Annotated in this window: 16 protein-coding genes; 9 read left to right on the plus strand and 7 right to left on the minus strand. The window is 69.0% G+C overall.

Annotation, left to right across the window (positions count from 1 at the left end):
• Positions 1-3 precede the first annotated feature (3 nt).
• Positions 4-3,198, plus strand: coding sequence for an efflux RND transporter permease subunit (locus tag ABLE43_RS05550; protein ID WP_348977485.1), 3,195 nt, complete (start codon positions 4-6; stop codon positions 3,196-3,198).
• Positions 3,195-4,685: an efflux transporter outer membrane subunit gene (locus ABLE43_RS05555; RefSeq protein ID WP_348977486.1), complete on the plus strand. Its 1,491-nt coding sequence runs from the start codon at positions 3,195-3,197 to the stop codon at positions 4,683-4,685. The genes ABLE43_RS05550 and ABLE43_RS05555 overlap by 4 nt, the downstream gene beginning before the upstream one ends.
• On the opposite strand, the gene ABLE43_RS05560 is transcribed toward ABLE43_RS05555, so the two are convergent.
• Together ABLE43_RS05560 and ABLE43_RS05565 are read right to left on the minus strand one after the other, a co-directional pair.
• Positions 4,675-5,109 carry a hypothetical protein gene (locus ABLE43_RS05560; protein ID WP_348977487.1) on the minus strand — a complete coding sequence of 145 codons (435 nt, stop codon included), beginning with the start codon at positions 5,107-5,109 and terminating at the stop codon, positions 4,675-4,677. The two genes, ABLE43_RS05555 and ABLE43_RS05560, sit on opposite strands and share 11 nt — an antisense overlap.
• Before the next feature lie 68 nt (positions 5,110-5,177).
• Entirely contained in the window at positions 5,178-5,621 is a 444-nt protein-coding gene (locus ABLE43_RS05565; protein WP_348977488.1) for a hypothetical protein, read from the minus strand.
• Positions 5,622-5,740: 119 nt separating this feature from the next.
• On the opposite strand from ABLE43_RS05565, the gene ppc reads away from it, so the two are divergent.
• Together ppc and ABLE43_RS05575 are read left to right on the plus strand one after the other, a co-directional pair.
• Positions 5,741-8,416 carry a phosphoenolpyruvate carboxylase gene (gene ppc / locus ABLE43_RS05570; RefSeq protein WP_348977489.1) on the plus strand — a complete coding sequence of 892 codons (2,676 nt, stop codon included), beginning with the start codon at positions 5,741-5,743 and terminating at the stop codon, positions 8,414-8,416.
• A gap of 452 nt (positions 8,417-8,868) precedes the next feature.
• On the plus strand, positions 8,869-9,612 hold the full coding sequence (locus ABLE43_RS05575; protein WP_348977490.1) for a MauE/DoxX family redox-associated membrane protein: 744 nt from the start codon (positions 8,869-8,871) through the stop codon (positions 9,610-9,612).
• Positions 9,613-9,788: 176 nt separating this feature from the next.
• Here the strand turns inward: ABLE43_RS05575 and panC are convergent, their stop codons facing one another.
• Positions 9,789-10,628 carry a pantoate--beta-alanine ligase gene (gene panC, locus ABLE43_RS05580; protein ID WP_348977491.1) on the minus strand — a complete coding sequence of 280 codons (840 nt, stop codon included), beginning with the start codon at positions 10,626-10,628 and terminating at the stop codon, positions 9,789-9,791.
• Positions 10,629-10,708: 80 nt separating this feature from the next.
• Here panC and ABLE43_RS05585 point away from each other — a divergent pair, with 80 nt between their 5' ends.
• The 4 genes from ABLE43_RS05585 to ABLE43_RS05600 all read left to right on the plus strand — a co-directional run bounded on the left by ABLE43_RS05585 (position 10,709) and on the right by ABLE43_RS05600 (position 14,089).
• Positions 10,709-11,503, plus strand: coding sequence for a division plane positioning ATPase MipZ (locus ABLE43_RS05585; RefSeq protein WP_425475230.1), 795 nt, complete (start codon positions 10,709-10,711; stop codon positions 11,501-11,503).
• Between the two features lie 6 nt (positions 11,504-11,509).
• The gene (locus tag ABLE43_RS05590) at positions 11,510-11,764 is read left to right on the plus strand and encodes a DnaJ domain-containing protein (RefSeq protein WP_348977493.1); all 255 of its coding nucleotides are present in this window, start codon (positions 11,510-11,512) and stop codon (positions 11,762-11,764) included.
• Positions 11,765-11,787: 23 nt separating this feature from the next.
• Positions 11,788-13,155, plus strand: a complete 1,368-nt coding sequence (gene pgmG, locus ABLE43_RS05595; RefSeq protein ID WP_348977494.1) for a phosphoglucomutase/phosphomannomutase PgmG — start codon at positions 11,788-11,790, stop codon at positions 13,153-13,155.
• Between the two features lie 178 nt (positions 13,156-13,333).
• Entirely contained in the window at positions 13,334-14,089 is a 756-nt protein-coding gene (locus ABLE43_RS05600; protein ID WP_348977495.1) for an exonuclease domain-containing protein, read from the plus strand.
• A 13-nt stretch (positions 14,090-14,102) separates the two neighbouring features.
• Here ABLE43_RS05600 and ABLE43_RS05605 read toward each other — a convergent pair whose 3' ends face one another.
• Genes ABLE43_RS05605 through ABLE43_RS05615 form a run of 3 tightly spaced genes read right to left on the minus strand, consistent with a single transcriptional unit; the run spans position 14,103 to position 17,232 of the window.
• Entirely contained in the window at positions 14,103-14,741 is a 639-nt protein-coding gene (locus ABLE43_RS05605) for a 2-dehydro-3-deoxy-6-phosphogalactonate aldolase (protein WP_348977496.1), read from the minus strand.
• Positions 14,738-15,607, minus strand: coding sequence for a 2-dehydro-3-deoxygalactonokinase (locus tag ABLE43_RS05610; RefSeq protein WP_348977497.1), 870 nt, complete (start codon positions 15,605-15,607; stop codon positions 14,738-14,740). The genes ABLE43_RS05605 and ABLE43_RS05610 overlap by 4 nt, the downstream gene beginning before the upstream one ends.
• Positions 15,598-17,232, minus strand: a complete 1,635-nt coding sequence (locus ABLE43_RS05615; protein WP_348977498.1) for a sodium/sugar symporter — start codon at positions 17,230-17,232, stop codon at positions 15,598-15,600. Before ABLE43_RS05615 ends, ABLE43_RS05610 begins: the two co-directional genes overlap by 10 nt.
• A 107-nt stretch (positions 17,233-17,339) precedes the next feature.
• On the opposite strand from ABLE43_RS05615, the gene ABLE43_RS05620 reads away from it, so the two are divergent.
• Complete coding sequence (locus ABLE43_RS05620; protein WP_348977499.1) at positions 17,340-18,047, plus strand: FadR/GntR family transcriptional regulator; 708 nt, start codon at positions 17,340-17,342, stop codon at positions 18,045-18,047.
• Between the two features lie 185 nt (positions 18,048-18,232).
• Here the strand turns inward: ABLE43_RS05620 and fghA are convergent, their stop codons facing one another.
• Complete coding sequence (gene fghA, locus ABLE43_RS05625; RefSeq protein ID WP_348977500.1) at positions 18,233-19,072, minus strand: S-formylglutathione hydrolase; 840 nt, start codon at positions 19,070-19,072, stop codon at positions 18,233-18,235.
• Between the last annotated feature and the right edge of the window lie 19 nt (positions 19,073-19,091).

The following is a 19,091-nucleotide window of genomic DNA, read 5'->3' on the forward strand; positions in this document are numbered from 1 at the left end:
AACATGTCGCGTATCTTCATCGACCGCCCGATCTTCGCCTGGGTGATCGCGATCATCACCATGCTGGCCGGGATCGGCGCGATCATGGCGCTGCCGATCGCGCAATATCCCGACGTCGCCCCGCCGCAGGTCAACATCCGCGCGACCTATCCCGGCGCCAATGCGCAGACGATCCAGAATTCGGTGACCCAGATCATCGAACAGCAGCTGACCGGCATCGACGGGCTGCTCTATTTCAGTTCGCAAAGCTCGTCGCGCGGGCAGGTGACGATCAGCGCCACGTTCGAGAAGGGCGTCGATCCCGACATCGCGCAGGTGCAGGTGCAGAACCAGGTGCAGCAGGCCCTGAGCCGCCTGCCGCAGCAGGTGCAGCAGCAGGGCATCCGCGTCACCAAGTCGAACCCCGACTTCCTGATGATCGTCGGCATCTTCGACGAAACCGATCAGCGCACCAACGGCGACGTGTCGGACTATATGGAGGCGAACCTCGTCGAGCCGCTGGCGCGGATCAACGGGGTGGGCGAAACCAACGTGTTCGGATCGCAATATGCGATGCGCATCTGGCTCGATCCGGCGAAGCTCGCCTCGTTCCAGCTGATGCCGGGCGACGTCGTCACCGCGATCCAGAACCAGAATACCGAGGTCGCGGCGGGCGAACTGGGCGGCCAGCCGTCCGGCCCCGAACAGCAGCTGAACGCCACCGTCACCGCCCAGTCGCGGCTCCAGACCCCGGCGCAGTTCAAGGCGATCATCCTCAAGACGCTGCCCGACGGCGCGACGGTGCGGCTGTCCGACGTCGGCCGGATCGAGCTGGGGCAGGAGAATTACGCGGCGCTCTCGCGGGTCAACGCCCACCCCGGCGCGGGCCTCGCCATCAGCCTCGCCCCCGGTGCCGATGCGCTGGAGACGGCGGAGCTGGTCAAGGCCGAGGTCGACCGGCAATCGGCGAACTTCCCCGCCGGGCTGACCTATGCCTATGCCAACGACACCACCGCCTTCATCCAGCTGTCGATCGAGGAAGTGGTCAAGACGCTGATCGAGGCGGTGATCCTCGTCGTGATCGTCATGTTCGTGTTCCTGCAAAGCTGGCGCGCGACGCTGATCCCGACGATCGCGGTGCCGGTGGTGCTGCTCGGTACCTTCGCCGTCTTCTACCTCGCGGGCTTCTCGATCAACACGCTGACGCTGTTCGGCCTCGTCCTCGCCATCGGCCTGCTGGTCGACGACGCGATCGTCGTGGTCGAGAATGTCGAGCGGTTGATGGAGGAAAACCCCGACATGTCGCCCAGGGAGGCGACGATCGAATCGATGAAGGAAATCCAGGTCGCGCTGGTCGCGATCGGGATCGTGCTGTCGGCGGTGTTCCTGCCGATGGCGTTCTTCGGCGGATCGACGGGGGTGATCTACCGGCAATTCTCGGTCACGATCGTTGCGGCGATGGTGCTGTCGGTGCTGGTCGCGCTGATCCTGTCGCCCGCACTCACCGCCACGCTGCTCAAGCAGAAGAAGCGCGGCGAGGACGGCAGCCTCGAAGGCGGCTGGCTGGAGCGCAGACTGCCGCGCGTCGCCCGTTTCGGCGAACGGCTGCGGAACGGGTTCAACAGCCGTTTCGACCGGGGCGTGGAGAAATACGAACGCGGCGTCATCCACGTCATCGACCGCAAATGGCTCTACCTGCTGCTCTATGCGGCGGTGCTCGCCATCCTCGCGCTGCTGTTCTTCCGCCTGCCGACCTCGTTCCTGCCGACCGAGGATCAGGGCGCGGCCTCGGTCCGGTTCCAGTTGCCCGCCGGTTCGACGCGGGGCCGCACCGAAGAGGTGCAGCGCGCGGTCGAGAAATATTTCCTGACCTATGAGAAGGACAACGTCCGCACGCTGCTGCTGGTCGCGGGCGGCGGCGGCGGCGGCGCGGCGGGGCAGAATACGGGGCAGGGGTTCATCAACTTCACCGACTGGGCCGATCGCAAGGGCAAGGAAAACGGGGCCGACGCGATCGTCGATCGCGCGTCCGCCGCCTTCCGCAACTTCCGCGATGCGCAGGTGTTCGCGCTGCTCCCCCCGGCGGTGCGCGGGCTGGGGCAGGCCAACGGCTTCACCATGGAGTTGCAGAACGCGAGCGGGATGAGCCCCGAACAGTTCGCTGAGGCGCGCGACAAGCTGCTCGCCGCCGCCAGCGCCGATCCGATGCTGACCGGGGTCCGCCTGACCGAACTGCCCGATATCGCGACGCTGAACGTCGACATCGACCAGCAGCGGCTGTCCACGCTGGGCCTCACCCAGGGCGACGTGAACAATACGCTGTCGACCGCATGGGGCGGGCGCTACGTCAACGACTTCATCGATCGCGGGCGGGTGAAGCGCGTGTTCGTGCAGGGCGATGCACCCTATCGCTCGGAACCCGCCGACCTGTCGCAATGGTTCGTGCGCGGATCGGACGGGCAGATGGTACCCTTCTCCTCCTTCTCGCGCACCGGCTGGACGGTCGCGCCGACCACGCTGTCGCGCTTCCAGGGGCTGCCGTCGTTCGAGTTTCAGGGGCAGGCGGCGGCAGGCGTCAGCTCGGGCGAGGCGATGGACCGGATCGCCGAACTGGCGTCGCAGATACCGGGGACCAGCGTCGCCTGGGCCGGGCTGTCGTTCCAGGAACGGCTGTCGTCGGGGCAGGCGCCGATCCTCTACGGCCTGTCGATCCTCGTCGTGTTCCTGTGCCTTGCCGCGCTGTACGAAAGCTGGTCGATCCCGGTCGCGGTGCTGCTGATCATCCCGCTGGGGCTGATCGGGGCGATCGCGTTCGTGACGCTGCGCGGCCTCGAGAACGACGTGTATCTTCAGATCGGGCTGCTGACGACGATGGGCCTTGCCGCCAAGAACGCGATCCTGATGATCGAATTCGCCGAACAGGCGGAGCGTAAGGGTGCCCGCGTCATCGACGCCGCGCTGGAGGCGGCGCGCATCCGCCTCCGCCCGATCCTGATGACCAGCCTCGCCTTCATCTTCGGCGTGCTGCCGCTGGCGCTGTCGACGGGCGCGGGGGCGAACAGTCGCATCGCGATCGGCACGGCGGTGATCGGGGGCATGCTGACCGCGACGATCCTCGCGATCTTCTACATCCCGCTGTTCTTCGTGCTGGTGCGGCGCGGGGTGCGCGACGGCCTGAAGAAACTGCGGCACCAAACCCCCAAGGAGGCGCAGGCATGAAGCGGATCGCCGCTCCTCTGATCGCCGCGCTGCTGGCGGGGTGCTCGATGACGCCCGCCTATGAGCGCCCGACCGCCGTGGTGCCGCCGTCATGGCCGGTCGGCGACGCCTATCTGCGCCAGCGCGAGGCGAGCCTGCCCGCGCTGTCGTTCGTGCAGGTGTTCACCGACCGCCGGTTGCAGGCATTGGTCACGCAGGCGCTGGCCAACAACCGCGACCTTCGCATCGCCGCCGCCAACATCCGCGCGGCGCGGGCGCAATATCGCATCCAGCGCGCCGACCTGTTCCCGCAGGTCGATGCGTCGGCGCGCTACAGCTATCGCGGCACCGGCGCGGGCGCGACGACCACCACGGTTCCGGGAACGGGAACGGGTAGCGGCGGTACCGGCACCGGCGGCACGATCGTGGCCAGCAACCGCTCGCCCAGCAGCTTCTCGCTCGACCTTGGCGCGACCGCGTTCGAGATCGACCTGTTCGGCCGCATCCGTTCGCTGACCGAGGCCGAGCAGAACCGTTATTTCGCGACCGAAGCCGGTGCGCGTGCCACCCGCCTCACGCTGGTCGGCGACATCGCCGAGGCCTGGGCGGCGTACGGCGCGGACCGCAGCCTGATGACCATCGCCGAGGCGACGGCGGCGAGCGCAAGGCGCAGCGTCACCCTGACCCGCGCCCGGTTGCAGGGCGGGGTGTCGCCACGCACCGACCTGCGCCAGGCCGAACAGATCCTCGCCACCGCCGAGAGCGATGTGGCGCAGCAGCGCACGCAGCTGGCGCAGGATATCAATGCGCTGCAACTGCTGGTGGGTGCGCCGTTCGATCCTGCGCTGTTGCCCGCGTCGATCGACGCGGTGCTGCCGACCATCGCCGACCTGCCCGCGGGGATCGACTCGGGGATATTGCTGCGGCGGCCCGATGTGGTGCAGGCCGAATATGAATTGCTCGCCGCCAATGCCGATATCGGCGCGGCGCGCGCGGCGCTGTTCCCGCGGCTGTCGCTGACCGGCCTCGTCGGCTTCGCCAGCGATGCGCTGCGCACCTTGTTCACCGGGGGCGCGTTCAACTATTCGGTCGCGCCGTCGCTCGGCTATCCGATCTTCCGGGCAGGGGCGGGCCGGGCGGGTGTCGAATTCAGCACGGCGCAGCGCGATGCGTTGCTCGCCACCTATGAACGTACGATCCAGACCGCGTTCCAGGAAGTGTCCGACGCGCTCGCCCGGCAGGGAACGATCGCGGAACAGACCCGTGCCGACCGGGCCAATGTCGTCGCGGCGCAGGACACGTTCCGCCTGACCGAGGCGCGCTATCGCGGCGGAATCGACACGTTCCTCTCCAGCCTCGATGCGCAGCGGTCCTATTATACCGCGCAGCGGCGGCTGGTCGCGACGCAGCTGGTCGCGGCGCAGAACCGGGTGACGCTGTACCGCTCGCTCGGCGGCGATCAGTTGCTCGAGACGGGCGCCAGCGGGCCGGTGCCGCTCACGCGCTGAGCGCCCATGCCGGGTCGTCGTCGTTGGCGGCGGCGCTGTGCCGGACCCGCCGCATCCGCCGCGCGCGGATGGTGCGCGGGCGGGGCAGCCAGCGACGCAGCGACAGCCCGCGCGCGGTACCCGTCAGCGCGACCGCCGCCAGCGCCGCATCGATCAGCGTGGCGGCATCGATGAGCGCCAGGTAGGCAAGGATCTCGGGGCTCATCAGCGCCGACACGACGATCATGTCGCCGCCCATCCACAGCACCGTCGCGACCGCCGCCGAGAGCAGCAGCATCAGCAGCCAGTGTCCCGCCGTCAGCCCGTTCAGGAAGCGTGCCGGGCCCGCCACGAGGAACGGCTGCAACGCCCGCGCCATGGGCAGGTCGCGCCAGCGGGTCAGCACCAGCAAGCAGGCGGCAAAGGCTGCGGTGACGATCGACATGGCTTCCCCCCTCGTGCCGGGGAAGATGGGAAGCCGTTGCGCCGCCGTAAAGACCGGCGTCCGCTATCTCAGCGCTTGCCGCCCAGTCGCCTGGCGTTCGCCGTCGCCTTGGCATGGATCGGGGCGAGCGCGCGTCCGCCCGCGCCGATCATGTTCTCGGTCAGCCGCATCGCCCGGTCGCTGCGCGCCGCCATCTGCCGCGGCGAGGGCAGGCGGCCCGAGGTGCCGAGCGACCATGCGTCCTGCCACGTCTGAAACCACAGCCCCTGCATCGCCGCCATGTCCTTCGCCAGCGAATCGCCCGCCTTGGCGAAGGCATGGGCCTTCTCCGTCACCATGCCGGTCAGCTCGACATGGTCGGCGGTGAAGGGATTGCGCATGCCCGCATCGATCAGCGGCATGCGCCGGTCGATCACCACGGCGGAGGCGGCCATCGTTTCCCAGAAGCGCAGGCCGGTCCTGGCGGCGTCGCTCCAGATCTGCAACCAGGATAGCATCGGGGGAGTCGTCATGCGTCGGTTCCTCATCAACCAGCCGGGTGGCGGCCCCCTTACCAGCCAAGCGGAACTTTGGACAGCGACATGGCGTCCTGCCTTGACCGGGGCTTTTCCGCATTGCAGCAAGTGTGTCCATGACGACTCTGCCCCCCATCACGAACAATCCCGACATCCGCTTTCTCGGGCGGCTGCTCGGCGACGTCATCCGCACCTATGGCGGGGAGGCGCTGTTCAAGCGGATCGAGCATATCCGCTCGACCTCGGTCGACCGGCATCGCGGCGTGGCGGGGGCGGATGCGATCGACCTGGGGCTGGACAGCCTCAGCCTCGACGACACGATCGCCTTCGTGCGCGGGTTCATGCTGTTCTCCATGCTCGCCAATCTGGCGGAGGACCGGCAGGGGATCGCCGCCGAGCCGGGGGCGGACGTGGCGACCGCGGTCCAGAAGCTGAAGGCGGAGGGGATCGGCGCGGAGGCGGTCCGCGCGCTGCTCGACCATGCGCTGATCGCGCCGGTGCTGACCGCGCACCCGACCGAGGTGCGGCGCAAGTCGATGATCGACCATAAGAACCGCATCGCCGACCTGATGGAACTGAAGGACCGGGGGGCGCACGAAACCCCCGAGGGCGACCGGGTGGACGAGGCGATCCTGCGCCAGATCGCGCTGCTGTGGCAGACGCGCGTGCTGCGCCGCGAACGGCTGTACGTCGCCGACGAGGTGGAGACGGCGCTCAGCTATCTGCGCGACGTGTTCCTGCCGACGCTGCCCGCGCTCTACGCCCGGTGGGAACGGGTGCTGGGCGAGCGTCCGCCGTCGTTCCTGAAGCCCGGCAGCTGGATCGGCGGCGACCGCGACGGCAATCCCTTCGTCGATGCCGCCGCGCTGAAGCTGGCGCTGGCGAAGGCGGCGGAGGCGGTGCTCGGCTATTATCTCGACCAGCTCCATGCGCTGGGGGCGGAACTGTCGATCTCGACCGAGCATGTCGCGGTGGACGAGGCGATCGCCGCGCTGGCCGACCGGAGCGGGGACGATGCCGCGAGCCGCGCCGACGAGCCGTTCCGCCGGGCGATCAGCGGCATCTATGCCCGCCTCGCCGCGACGCATCTGGCACTGACCGGCAAGCCCGCGCCGCGTCCTGGCAACCTGACCGGCGAGCCCTATCCCGATCCGTCGGCGTTCCGCGCCGACCTCGCCACGCTGGCGCGCGGGCTGGTGCAGCAGGGCAACGGCCCGCTGTCGACCGGCGGGGCGCTCGGGCGGCTGATCCGCGCGGTCGAGACGTTCGGCTTCCACCTCGCCACGCTCGACATGCGGCAGAACAGCGTGATCCACGAGGGCGTGGTCGCCGAACTGCTGAAGGTCGCGGGCGTCGAGGCGGACTATGCCGCGCTGGACGAGGACGCGCGGGTCGCGCTGCTGCGGCGCGAGCTGGACAGCCCGCGCCCGCTGGTCAGCCCCTATGCCGCCTATTCGGAGCAGACCGCGTCGGAACTCGCGATCCTGAAGGCGGCGGCGGAGGCGCATGCCCGCTATGGCCGCGCCTGCATCCGCCATTACATCGTGTCGATGGCGCAGTCGGTGTCCGACCTGCTCGAGGTGCATCTGCTGCTCAAGGAAAGCGGGCTGTACGTGCCGGGCGCCGAGCCGCAGGCGCATATCATGGCGATCCCGCTGTTCGAGACGGTCGCCGATCTCGAAGCCGCGCCCGCGATCATGGCGAAGTGGCTGGCGCTGCCCGAGGTCGCGGCGATCGCGCGCGGGCGGGGCCATCAGGAAGTGATGATCGGCTATTCCGACTCCAACAAGGACGGCGGCTATCTCACCTCGACGTGGCAGCTGTCGAAGGGATCGACCGCGCTCGCCCCGGTGTTCGAGGAAGCGGGCATCGGCATGCAGCTGTTCCACGGGCGTGGCGGCGCGGTGGGGCGCGGCGGCGGATCGTCGTTCGCCGCGATCCGGGCGCAGCCGCACGATACGGTGCAGGGCCGCATCCGTATCACCGAACAGGGCGAGGTGATCGCCGCCAAATACGGCACGCGCGAGAGCGCGGTCACGAACCTCGAGGCGATGACCTCGGCGACGCTGCTCGCCAGCCTCGAACCCGAACTGCTGGCGGAGGCCGATGCGGCGCGCTTCGCCGCGGCGATGGACAGGCTGTCGGATACCGCGTTCCGCGCGTACCGCGACCTGGTGTACGGGACCGAGGGGTTCACCCGCTTCTTCCGCCAGGCGACGCCGATCGCCGAGATCGCGGGGCTCAAGATCGGATCGCGCCCGGCCAGCCGCAAGAAGTCCGACGCGATCGAGGATCTGCGCGCGATCCCATGGGTGTTCAGCTGGGCGCAGGCGCGGATCATGCTGCCGGGCTGGTACGGGGTCGGTGCGGCCTTGCAGGGGTTCGAGGACAAGGGTCTGCTGCGCGAGATGGCGAGCGCGTGGCCGCTGTTCGCCGCGACGCTGGCGAACATGGAGATGGTGCTCGCCAAGTCCGACATGGATGTGGCGGCGCGCTATGCGGGCCTCGTCGAGGACAAGGCGCTGTCCGAGGCGATCTTCGGGCGCATCCGTTCGGGGTGGCAGGCGACGCACGACGGGCTGTTGTCGGTGACGCGCCAGACGCGGCTGCTGGAGAAGAGCCCGGCGCTGGAGGCGTCGATCCGGCTGCGCACGCCCTATATCGAGCCGCTCAACCTGCTCCAGATCGAACTGCTCAAGCGCCACCGCGCAGGCGAGGAGGATGCGCGGATCGGCGAGGGTATCCTGCTGTCGATCAATGCGATCGCGACGGCGCTGCGGAATAGCGGATAGCGCCGGGCGAGGTGCAGCGAAGCTGCACCGCGCCGCACGCGGCGCGCCCGGCCGGCGGCGCGAAAAGCGCCGTCCGACGACGCGGGCTTTGCCCGCGGCGGGGCGTTGCGCAGCGCCAAAGTTTACGAACTTTACACTCGTGAGGTTGTTCTTGCGAGCGGATCGCAAAGCGATCCGCGTACGGCAGGCGGGAGTCGACGATAGGAAAGAGCGGTTTTGTCAAGACCGGCGCGCTGCCGGGGGGCTTGCCCGTTCGTCCTGAGTAGCCATTGAGCTCGCCGAAATGGCGTATCGAAGGACCGTCAGAGACAGGTGCTTCGATACGGGCCTTCGACTTCGCTCAGTCCCTACTCAGCACGAACGGGTTTGTGTCTGGACATACGCGGTAGCCGATCCATGCCCCTGTAGGACAGCGCTCGAATCATCGCCCGGCGGTCCCCATATCGGTGGGCATGCGAGCGACACCTCCCCGAACCGCCACCCTCTACCGCATGGTGATGCCCGATCACGTCTGCCCGTTCGGAAGGCGGGCACTGGACCTGCTGCGACGGCAGGGGTTCGCGGTCGAGGATCGCCACCTGACCACCCGCGCCGAGGTGGACGCCTTCAAGGCCGAGCATGGCGTCAGGACCACGCCGCAGACCTTCATCGACGGCGTACGGATCGGCGGGCACGACGACCTGCGCCGCCATTTCGGGCTGAAGGTCCGCGATCCCAGGGCGACGACCTATGCGCCGGTCGCGGCGATCTTCGGCATGGCGGCGGCGATGGCGCTGGCGGCCAGTCACGCCGCGTTCGGCAGCATGCTGACCCCCCGCGCGGGCGAATGGTTCGTCGCGATGGCGATGTGTCTGCTCAGCTTGCAGAAGCTGCGCGATGTCGAGGGGTTCGCCAACGGGTTCCTGAACTACGACCTGCTGGCGCAGCGGTATGTGCCCTATGCATGGGTCTATCCGTGGGCGGAGGGGCTGGCCGGATTGCTGATGCTGGCGGGCGCGCTGCTGTGGGTGGCGGTGCCGGTGGCGCTGGTAATCGGGACGATCGGCGCGGTGTCGGTGGTGAAGGCGGTCTATATCGACAAGCGCTCGCTCAAATGCGCCTGCGTCGGCGGCAACAGCAACGTGCCGCTGGGGTTCGTGTCGCTGACCGAGAATCTGCTGATGGTGGCGATGGGGCTGTGGATGCTGGTGCGGTAGGGGGGTGATCCGCGCCGCCGCCGCCGTTCGTGTCGAGCGCAGTCGAGACACCGCAGGCAGCGCGTGCGGCACGTCCCTCGACTTCGCTCGGAACGAACGGGGTCGGGGGGGGCGACCTGCGTGACCCTGGACTCCCGCCTGCGCGGGAGTACGATCCTGCGCCTGTGGCTCGGACGCTACTCGAACGTCACCGCCACATTGTCGATCAGCCGCGTCGTGCCGATGCGCGCCGCCGCCAGCAGCCGCGCGGGGCGGCCGCGGACCGGATCGGCGAACGTCTCCGCATCGACCAGCGCGACGTAATCGGGATCGAACCCGGCGCGGGCGAGCGCCGCCGTCGCCGTCGCGATCGCGCCCGCCGGATCGTCGCCGCGCGCGATGGCGCGGGCCGCTTCGCCCAGCGCACGCGGGAGCGCCACGGCGCGGGCGCGCTCGCCCTCGTCGAGGTAGATGTTGCGCGAGGAGAGGGCGAGGCCGTCGTCCTCGCGCTGGGTCGGCACGCCCATGATCTCGACGCCGAGGTTGAGATCGGTCGCCATGCGGCGGACCACCGCCAGTTGCTGGAAATCCTTTTCGCCGAAGAAGGCGGCGACGGGGCGCACCTGCCCGAACAGCCTGGCGACGACGGTCGCCACCCCGTCGAAATGGCCGGGGCGATGCGCGCCGTCGAGCAGGTCGCTCACCCCCGATACCGAGACGTTGGTGGCGAAACCCGCAGGGTACATTTCCTCGACCGCCGGTGCCCACAGGATATCGACCCCGGCATCGCCCAGCATCTGCGCGTCGGTCGCCTCGCGCCTTGGATAGCGGGCGAGATCCTCGTTCGGGCCGAACTGCTTCGGGTTCACGAAGATCGAGACGACGACGCGCGGGGCACGGCGGCGCGCGGCATCGACCAGCGCCATGTGCCCGGCGTGCAGCGCGCCCATGGTCGGGACCAGCGCGACCGCCTCTCCGGCATGGGCATAGAGGTCGAGCGCCTCGCGAAGCGCCTCCAACCGACGGATAATTTGCACGGCCGATGGCCCTTCGATATGGACGGGGGAGCGGCTTCTATGGGGCAAGTCGCCGCGTTTCAACAAGGATGGGCGTAAAGTTGGACGAAGGCGCGGATCGGCTGCACGTCATCGTGTTCGCCAACGAAAAGGGCGGGACCGGCAAGTCGACGACGGCGGTGCATGTGGCGATCGCGCTGGCGGCGCGCGGGGCGCGGGTCGCGTGCCTCGATCTCGACCATCGCCAGCGCACGCTGGGCCGTTATCTCGACAACCGGCGCGACACGATGCTGCGCACCGGGCGCACGCTGCCGATGCCGATTCACGAGACGCATGACGGCGAGAGCCTTGACCGTTTCAACGACCTGCTGGGGCAGTTGACCGAGGATGCCGATTTCCTCGTGATCGACACGCCGGGCCGCGACGATCGCTTCGCGCGGATCGCCGTCACCAACGCCGACACGCTGGTCACGCCGATGAACGACAGCTTCGTCGATTTCGACCTGATCGGCCATGTCGATCCCGATACGTTCAAGGTGACGCGCCCGAGCTTCTATTCCGAGCTGATCTGGGAGACGCGCAAGCACCGCGCGCGCGCCGACGGCACCACCATCGATTGGGTCGTGCTGCGCAACCGGTTGCAGCATATCGAGGCGCGCAACATGCGCCGCGTGTCGGAGGCGATCACGCAACTGTCCAAGCGGGTGGGGTTCCGCACCGTGCCGGGATTGTCGGAACGGGTGATCTATCGCGAGATGTTCCCCTCCGGCCTGACCATGCTCGACCGGGGCGAATTCGGCGAGATGGGGCTGGCGCATGTCGCCGCGCGGCAGGAACTGCGCGAGATGATGAGCGGCCTGTCGCTGCCGGAAACCGCGTCCGCCACCGCTGCCTGAGCGATCATGGTCAAGCTGATCCTCGTCGTCGCGCTGATCCTCGCCTTCTGGCTGTGGCTGCGCGCCAGGCCGCGCGCGGTGGGCAGCGAGGCGGAGGCGCGCGCGATCCTCGGCGTGGACAAGGGCGCGGGAGTCGCGGAAATCCGTGCGGCGCACAAGCGGCTGATGCAGGCGGTGCATCCCGATCGCGGCGGATCGGCCGATCTGGCGCGACGGATCAACGCGGCGCGCGACGTGCTGCTCGGGCGGTTGCGCCACTGAACCCCCATGGCGGAGTGACCGACATGTCGCATCGTTTCGATCCCGGCGTGCTGCGCGAATACGACATTCGCGGCGTGTTCGGGCGGACGCTGCACGTGGCGGATGCCGGGGCGATCGGGCGCAGCTTCGCCACGATCGTGCGCCGCGCGGGCGGCACGCGGGTGGCGGTGGGGCGCGACGGGCGGCTGTCCTCGCCCGCGCTGGAGGCGGCGCTGGTCGCGGGGCTGACCGCGGGCGGGGTGGACGTGGTGCGCATCGGGCTAGGGCCGACGCCGATGCTATATTATGCCGAGGCGATGCTGGAGGTGGACGGCGGCATCCAGATAACCGGCAGCCATAATCCCGCCGACGATAACGGCTTCAAGATGATGCTGCAGCACAGGCCGTTTTTCGGCGAGGATATCCAGCATCTGGCGCAGGTTGCGGCGGCGGGCGACTGGGCGGCGGGCGACGGCACCGTTTCGGACCATGTCGTCCTCGACGAGTATGTCGCGCGGCTGATGGCGGGCCATGCCGGGGGCAGCTATCGCATCGGCTGGGACACCGGCAACGGTGCCGCCGGGCCGGTGGTCGAGAAGCTGGTCCAGCTCCTGCCGGGTGAGCATCATCTGCTGTTCACGCACGTGGACGGCAATTTTCCCAATCATCATCCCGATCCTACCGAAGAAGCCAATCTGGCCGATCTCAAGCGGCTCGTCGCCGACAAGCGGCTCGATTTCGGAGTGGCGTTCGACGGCGACGGCGACCGGATCGGCGTGGTCGACGGCATGGGGCGGGTGATATGGGGCGACCAGCTGCTCGCGATCCTTGCCGAGCCGGTGCTGCGCGAATTGCCCGGCGCGACGATCATCGCCGACGTGAAGGCCAGCCAGACGCTGTTCGACCGGATCGCCGAGCTGGGCGGGACGCCGTGCATGTGGAAGACCGGCCACAGCCCGATCAAGACCAAGATGCGCGAGACCGACGCGCCGCTGGCGGGCGAGATGTCGGGGCATATCTTCTTCGCGCACGACTATTACGGGTTCGACGACGCGCTGTACGCGGCGGTGCGGCTGATCGATGCGGTGCACCGGTCGGGACGGACGCTCACCGAGCTGCGCGGGGCCATGCCCGAGCTGCACGACACCCCCGACCTGCGCTTCTCCGTAGCGGAGGCGCGCAAGTTCGCGGTGATCGACGAGGTGCTCGACCGGCTGGCGGCGGCGGGGGTGGCGGTGGACCGGACCGACGGCGCGCGGGTGACGACGGCGGACGGCTGGTGGCTGCTGCGCGCGTCGAACACGCAGGAGATGCTGACCGCGCGGGCGGAGGCCTATACGGCGGAGGGGCTGGCACGGTTGCTGGCGGAGATCGACGGGCAGCTGGCGCTGTCGGGGGTGACGCGGGGGTAGGCACAGGCTTCGTACCCCCGCGCAGGCGGGGGGCCGGGGTTGCCCGGCACGACAGTCGCGCCTGTGGCACTGGATCCCCGCCTGCGCGGGGATACGGCACGCAGCTGTTCGCTATCGGCGTATCCCTCTCGTCCCGCACAGGCTGGCTTTTCCGCGCGACTATCGCCATCTGCACCCCATGGCCCAGCCGCAGATCATCCGCGTCATCGACCTCGAAACCACGGGGCAGGCTCCGCCCGCGCACGGCGTGTGCGAGGTCGGCTGGCAGGACGTGGCGCTGGGCGAGGACGGGCGCTGGGAACTGATCGGCGAGGGCGGGCAGCATTTCGTCAATCCGGGCCGCCCGATCCCGCCGGTGACGCAGGCGGTGCACCATATCCTCGACGAACAGGTGGCCGACGCGCCCTATTGGCAGGATATCGCGCGGCGGGTGCTCGATCCCTATCCCCGGCGGATCGCGCTGGCGGCGCATCGGGCGGATTTCGAGCAGAAATTCTGCACCGCGCAGCTGACGCACGGCGCGGACTGGATCTGCACCTGGAAATGCGCGCTCAGGTTGTGGCCCGATTCGCCGGGCTTCTCGAACCAGATGCTGCGCTACTGGCGCAAGCCGCAGGGCATGGAGCATGAACGCGGCCTGCCTGCGCACCGGGCGTTTCCCGACGCCTATGTCACCGCCTTCCACCTGCGCGACATGCTGAACGAGGCGTCGATCGCGCAGCTGGTCGAATGGTCGCGGATACCGGGGCTGTTGCCGCGGGTGCGCTATGGCCCCGATCGCGGGCGCGAATGGACCGAGATCGACGACGAATCGCTCGAAGGATTCCTGACCGACCGCGACGAGGACGTGCGCTACACCGCGCAGACCGAACGGGCGCGGCGGCAGGGCGGGGGCGAGGTGAAGCGCAACCGGAACGACTGGCTGCTGCTGTAGCCGCCGCCGGCGGTCAGCCCGCCAGCGCGCGCCATGCCGCGACGAACGCCCGTGCGCGCTCGCCCACGGTCGCGGCGTCCATGCCCGGCACGTACAGCGCCGAGCCGAGGCCATAGCCCGCCGCGCCCGCCTTGTGCCAATCCTCCAGCACCGACGGGACGATCCCGCCGACCGGCAGCATCCGCACGTCGCGGGGCAGGACGGCGCGCATCGCCTTCAGGACGGCGGGGCTGGCGGCTTCGGCGGGGAAGAGCTTCAGCGCCGCCGCGCCTGCCGCCAGCGCGGCGAAGGCCTCGGTCGGGGTGGCGATGCCGGGCATGGCGACGAGGCCGCGCTCCGCCGCCGCCGCGATGACCGCGGTGTCGGCGTTGGGCGAGATGATCAGCGTGCCGCCCGCCGCGGCGACCCGATCGACCTGCTCGACGGTGAGCACCGTGCCCGCGCCGACCGCGGCATAGCCCGCGAGCCGCTGCGACAGGCGGGTAATGCTCTCATACGGGTCGGGCGAGTTGAGCGGCACCTCGACGATGGTGAACCCGGCGTCGAGGAGGGCGTCGCCGATCGCTTCCACGTCGTGCGGCTGCACCCCGCGCAGGATCGCGACCAGCGGGCAGCGGGCGAAGGCGGCGTCGAACGATTCGCGGTGGGTCATGCGGACAACTCCCGGATACGGGTGATCCCGGCGACGAACGCATCCTCGCAGGGGGTGGTGACGGCGCGACCGCCCAGCGTGTCGATCGCTGTGGCATAGAGGGTGGCGAGCGCGCCGTCGGCGACGAGCTGCACGGCCTGTCCGGCCTCGATCCGCGCGGCGACATCGCCGCCGATCAGCACGCCGCTGGCATAGGAGGCGGCCTGTGCTTCGGGGCGGAGGCCGAGGACGTGCGCGGCGCGGATGCCGAACAGGCTGGCGGCGAGGTCGCGCTTCGCGCCCTCGCGCACGCCGTCGCGGAAGGCGTCGTCGGCCTCGACCGGGGCGGTCAGTTGCGGGGCGAGCACGCCGTTGCCTTTGAGCAGCGCGAACAGCTCGCCGGTCATCGCGGTGGTGAAGCCGGTGACGCGGCCGCCCCGCAGTTCGACCCATTTGCAGTGCGTGCCCGGCTGGCACAGCAGCGCGTCGGCGGGCACCTGCCCCGCCAGCGCGGCGCCGAGCAGTTGCACTTCCTCGCCGCGCATCACGTCGCCGCGGGTGCCGTCCTTGAACGACAGACCGGGCACGATGGCGGTGCGATCGTCGATCCATGCCAGATGCGCCGCGATGGCTTCGATCCCGGCGGGCACCTCGACATAGGGGGCGACGCGCCAGCCGATGGTCGATCCGACCATGCCCGCCATCAGCACCGGCAGGTCGCCCAGCTCCGCGCGGATCGCCGCCAGCTCGGCGGGATAGTCGCCCGCCGCCATCGCCGACACGCCGTGCGGCGACCGGACGGTGGCGGCGATGCGCCCGTCCTCGATCCGGTAGGCGCGGCGGTTGGTCGTGCCCCAGTCGATGGCGATGAACGGGCTCACCACCATGTCGCGTACAATGCGATGAGGATCAGGATGACGCCGACGCCCGCCACGTTGAAGCCGGTCGAGGTCGCATAGGACACATCGCCGGTCTGCACCCGGTCACGTCCCGATGCGCCGGGCTTCGCGATCGATACCGCCATGGCGAGCAGCAGCGACGCGAAGAACACGATCAGCATCCGGTTCATGAACGGAATGGCGTTCAGGACCGCCAGTTGGGCGATCGCACTGATGCCGGTCATCGTGGCGATCGTGTTCCAGTCGATCCACATCAGGAACGACAGCACGACCGAGGCGATGGCGGCGGTCATCGCGCCGGCCTCGCTCGCGCGTTTCCAGAACAGGCCGAGCAGGAAGATCACGGTGATGCCGGGCGTGAAGAAGCCCGAGAATTCCTGGATGAACTGGAACGCCTGTTCCGCGCCGCCGAGCAGCGGCCTGGCGGCGACGATCGCGATTCCGATCGCGGCGCTGGCGGCGATGCGGCCGATGCGGACCAGCTTGCGTTCCATCGCCTTGTCCATCGCCCCGCTCTCGCTGGTGCGCTTGGCATAGAGGTCGAGGGTGAAGATCGTCGCGATCGAATTGATCTTGGACGCGGTCGAGGCGATGATCGCCGCGATCAGCGCCGCGAAGACGAGGCCGAGCAGCCCCGAGGGCAGCAGCCGCATCATCGTCGGATACGCCTCGTCGGGCTTGGCGAGATCGGGGGCGAGGACGACGGCGGCGATGCCCGGCACCACGATCACCAGCGGCATCAGCAGTTTGAGGAACGCGGCGAACACGATCCCCTTCTGCGCCTCGGGCAGCGACTTGGCGGCCAATGCGCGCTGGATGATATACTGGTTGAACCCCCAGTAGCTGAGGTTCGCGATCCACATGCCGCCGATCAGCACCGACAGGCCGGGCAGATCCTTGTAGAAGGGATTGTCGGCGGAGAGGATCATGTCGAACTTCTCGGGCGCACGCCGGGTCAGTTCGTGGAAGCCGCCGATCACCCCGCCGTCGCCGCCGATCTGCGACAGGGTCAGGTAGGAGATGGTGAGGCCGCCGAACACCAGCAGCGTGACCTGCACGATATCGGTCAGCGCCACCGCCTTGAGGCCCCCGCGCAGCTGGTAGAGGAGGGCGAAGAGGCCGAGGCCGACCAGCGCCACCGTCTGGTCCACGCCCGCCACCTGCGTCACCGCGATCGAGCCGAGCCAGATGATGCTGGTCAGGTTCACGAACACGTACAGCGCCAGCCAGAACACCGCCATCAGCGTGCGGATCGACGGGCCGTAGCGCTGTTCGAGGAACTGCGGCATCGTGTAGATTTCGTTGCGCAGGAAGATCGGCAGGAAGAACTTGCCGACGATCAGCAGCGTCAGCGCCGCCATCCATTCATAGGAGGCGATGGCGAGGCCGATGGCATAGCCCGATCCCGCCATGCCGACGATCTGTTCCGCCGAGATGTTGGCCGCGATCAGCGATGCGCCGATCGCCCACCACGGCAGCGACTTGGACGCGAGGAAATAGTCGGAGGAGTCCTTTTCCCGGCCCCCCTTGTCGCGGCTCACCCATTGCGCAAGACCGAAGATGCCGATCGCGTAGATGATGACCACGATCAGATCGATCGTCGACAGGCGCATGGAAATCCCCCCTCAGCCCGCATATGGCGGTATTGGGGCGGGACAATTATACGACGAATACGGCTTGTCCAGTGAAGAAGCCGGAACGCGGTGCATAAGGAACGGAAATGGCGACGCGGATGAGCGGGATGCCGGGGGGGAATCTGACACGCGCGACGCTCGACCTGCTGGGTCGGGCGATCGTGACCGGCGAATATGACGCGCGGCCCTTCCCGACCGAGGCGGAGATCGCGCGGACCCACGGGATCAGCCGGTCGGTCACGCGCGAGGCGGTGAAGATGCTGACCGCCAAGGGGCTGGTGAGCGCCCGCCCGCGGCAGGGAACGGTGGTGCGCCCGGCATCGGCATGGAACCTGTTCGACCCCGACGTGCTGCACTGGCTGCTCGACCGGCAGTTCTCGGTCGAGCTGCTGCGCCAGTTCAACCAGCTCCGCGTCGCGATCGAGCCGGAGGCGGCGGCGCTGGCGGCGGTGCTGGGCGATGCGCAGGACCATGCGGCGGTCGCGGCGGGGCTCGCCCGGATGGCGGCGGCGGAGCGGGGGGAGGACGATCCGCTGGATGCCGACATCGACTTCCATGTCGCGGTGCTGCTGGCGGCGAAGAACCCTTTCTACGCCCAGTTCCGCGAGATGGTGGCGACGGCGCTTCGCACCTCGATCCGCTTCACCAACACGATCGTCGGCCGATCGGCGAGCGTCGAACAGCATGCGGCGGTGGCCGACGCGATCGCCGCGCGCGACCCGGTGGGCGCGCGTGCGGCGATGCGGGCGCTGATCGGCGATGTCCTCGACCTGATCGACGCGCGGGCGGCGTAGCCGTTGCCGTCAAACCGGCCTGCGTCGGGATGACGGCTGGCAGCCGATGATCCTTGATCGTCACTCCCGCGCAGGCGGGAGCCCATATGCGCGGGCGTGGCGATCCGATCCGAAACGTCGGCGGCAATGGATTCCCGCCTGCGCGGGAATGACGGAGGGGGCGATCGCCGAATGCCGGATCGAACCTACCCGAGCCGTTCGGCATGCCAGCGCAGGTGGTCCTCCATGAAGGTCGAGATGAAGTGATAGCTGTGGTCGTAGCCCGGCTGCATCCGTAGCGTGCAGGGGATGCCTGCCGTCTCGCAGGCGGCGGTGAGCAGTTCGGGGCGGAGCTGTTCGGACAGGAACGAGTCGGCGTCGCCCTGATCGACCAGCAGGTCGCGCACCCGCATCCCGTCCTCGATCATCGCCACCGCGTCCGCGCCGCGCCAGCCCGAGCGGTCGTCGCCGAGATAGCCGCCCAGCGCCTTTTCGCCCCATGGCACCTGCGACGGCGCGACGATCGGCGCGAACGCGCTGACCGAGGCGAAGCGGTCGGGGTTGCGCAGGGCGATGGTCAGCGCGCCATGGCCCCCCATCGAATGGCCCATGATCGCGGTGCGCGCGCAATCGATCATCGGAAACCCGGCGGCGATCAGCGCGGGCAGCTCGTCCTCGACATAGGATCGCATGCGGTAATGGGTCGACCACGGTTCCTCGGTCGCATCGACGTAGAAGCCCGCGCCGAGGCCGAAATCCCATGCGCCCTCCGGATCGTCGGGCACGCCGTCCCCGCGCGGCGAGGTGTCGGGGGCGATGAAGGCGAGGCCGAGTTCGGCGCAGGCGCGGCGATACTCGCCCTTGTCGGTGACATTGGCATGGGTGCAGGTCAGCCCCGACAGATACCACACCAGCGGCGCGCGCTGCCCCGGTTCGAGGGGCGGGACGTAGAGCGAGAAGGTCATCGTCGCGCCCGTGGCGGTCGAGGCGTGGCGGTACACGCCCTGGGTGCCGCCATGGGCGCGGGCGGTGGAGACGGTTTCCATGGGGCAGCTCCTTGTCTGA

Source organism: Sphingomonas silueang (assembly GCF_040049155.1).
GTDB classification, from domain to species: Bacteria; Pseudomonadota; Alphaproteobacteria; order Sphingomonadales; family Sphingomonadaceae; genus Sphingomonas; species Sphingomonas silueang.

Excerpts from the sequence above, each read along its gene's own strand:
- ABLE43_RS05590 (WP_348977493.1), top strand. The coding sequence starts at position 11,510 with ATGGTCAAGCTGATCCTCGTCGTCGCGCTGATCCTCGCCTTCTGGCTG.
- ABLE43_RS05575 (WP_348977490.1), top strand. The coding sequence starts at position 8,869 with ATGCGAGCGACACCTCCCCGAACCGCCACCCTCTACCGCATGGTGATG.
- ABLE43_RS05620 (WP_348977499.1), top strand. The coding sequence starts at position 17,340 with ATGGCGACGCGGATGAGCGGGATGCCGGGGGGGAATCTGACACGCGCG.
- ABLE43_RS05605 (WP_348977496.1), bottom strand. The coding sequence starts at position 14,741 with ATGACCCACCGCGAATCGTTCGACGCCGCCTTCGCCCGCTGCCCGCTG.
- ABLE43_RS05610 (WP_348977497.1), bottom strand. The coding sequence starts at position 15,607 with ATGGTGGTGAGCCCGTTCATCGCCATCGACTGGGGCACGACCAACCGC.
- ABLE43_RS05555 (WP_348977486.1), top strand. The coding sequence starts at position 3,195 with ATGAAGCGGATCGCCGCTCCTCTGATCGCCGCGCTGCTGGCGGGGTGC.
- ppc (WP_348977489.1), top strand. The coding sequence starts at position 5,741 with ATGACGACTCTGCCCCCCATCACGAACAATCCCGACATCCGCTTTCTC.
- ABLE43_RS05615 (WP_348977498.1), bottom strand. The coding sequence starts at position 17,232 with ATGCGCCTGTCGACGATCGATCTGATCGTGGTCATCATCTACGCGATC.
- ABLE43_RS05560 (WP_348977487.1), bottom strand. The coding sequence starts at position 5,109 with ATGTCGATCGTCACCGCAGCCTTTGCCGCCTGCTTGCTGGTGCTGACC.
- ABLE43_RS05565 (WP_348977488.1), bottom strand. The coding sequence starts at position 5,621 with ATGACGACTCCCCCGATGCTATCCTGGTTGCAGATCTGGAGCGACGCC.
- ABLE43_RS05550 (WP_348977485.1), top strand. The coding sequence starts at position 4 with ATGTCGCGTATCTTCATCGACCGCCCGATCTTCGCCTGGGTGATCGCG.
- pgmG (WP_348977494.1), top strand. The coding sequence starts at position 11,788 with ATGTCGCATCGTTTCGATCCCGGCGTGCTGCGCGAATACGACATTCGC.
- fghA (WP_348977500.1), bottom strand. The coding sequence starts at position 19,072 with ATGGAAACCGTCTCCACCGCCCGCGCCCATGGCGGCACCCAGGGCGTG.
- ABLE43_RS05600 (WP_348977495.1), top strand. The coding sequence starts at position 13,334 with ATGGCCCAGCCGCAGATCATCCGCGTCATCGACCTCGAAACCACGGGG.